We start from the raw sequence: 646 nt of genomic DNA on the forward strand, positions 1-646 counted from the left end.
CTCTCCTTCCAATCCTTCTTGCGAGCGGCGTAGTCTTCGTTCGCCTCGGCTGCCTTCCACCTCGCGTGGAAGATTTCAGCGGACCTGGCCATTTCCGGGTCGCCCGTGCCGCGAGGAAGCTCGTGATGGTCGTCCCCAGCATATTTCCGGCCGCCGCGATAGTTCGCGTAGCGACGGGCGCGGGTGAAACCCATCTGCAGGAACTTTCGCGCCAGGTCGGCGCCGACGAAATCGCCCGCGTCGAGGTATTCCTTGAACTTCACCTCGATCGCCGCGCTGCTCGTCTCCGCCTCGCCCGGCGTCTTGAATCGCCACAGCTGCACGAGATCGTCCTTGTAGGGCTGACAGATCAGCACGCCCTGCTCACCCCGCCCGACTCGGTAGAGCTCGGGGTGGGCGCGGTAGTCAACGTCCGGCTTCCACGCATAGCGGGATCTGTCGAAGTCGAGATATGAGGGTCGCCTGGACATGGTCTGCAAAGGCGGATCGGCCACTTCCGGTTCCGTTCCGAACCTCAGCCGAAGATGCCATGCAGGAACCACCGGTGCGATCCAGTCTGCGGATCTTCCCCGTCGCCGGCGCGATAGACCCAGTAGCGCTCGCCCGCCTCGTCCTCGACCCGGAAGTAGTCGCGGACGGCCGACAG

1 protein-coding gene is annotated in these 646 nt (G+C 64.4%); it reads right to left on the minus strand.

Annotation, left to right across the window (positions count from 1 at the left end):
* Nucleotides 1–494, minus strand: a 494-nt coding sequence (locus EJC49_RS23870) for a DUF4385 domain-containing protein (protein WP_210211859.1), incomplete at its 3' end; no start/stop codon positions are given.
* Nucleotides 495–646 lie beyond the last annotated feature (152 nt).

This window comes from Aquibium carbonis, from assembly GCF_003970795.1.
GTDB classification, from domain to species: domain Bacteria; phylum Pseudomonadota; class Alphaproteobacteria; order Rhizobiales; family Rhizobiaceae; genus Aquibium; species Aquibium carbonis.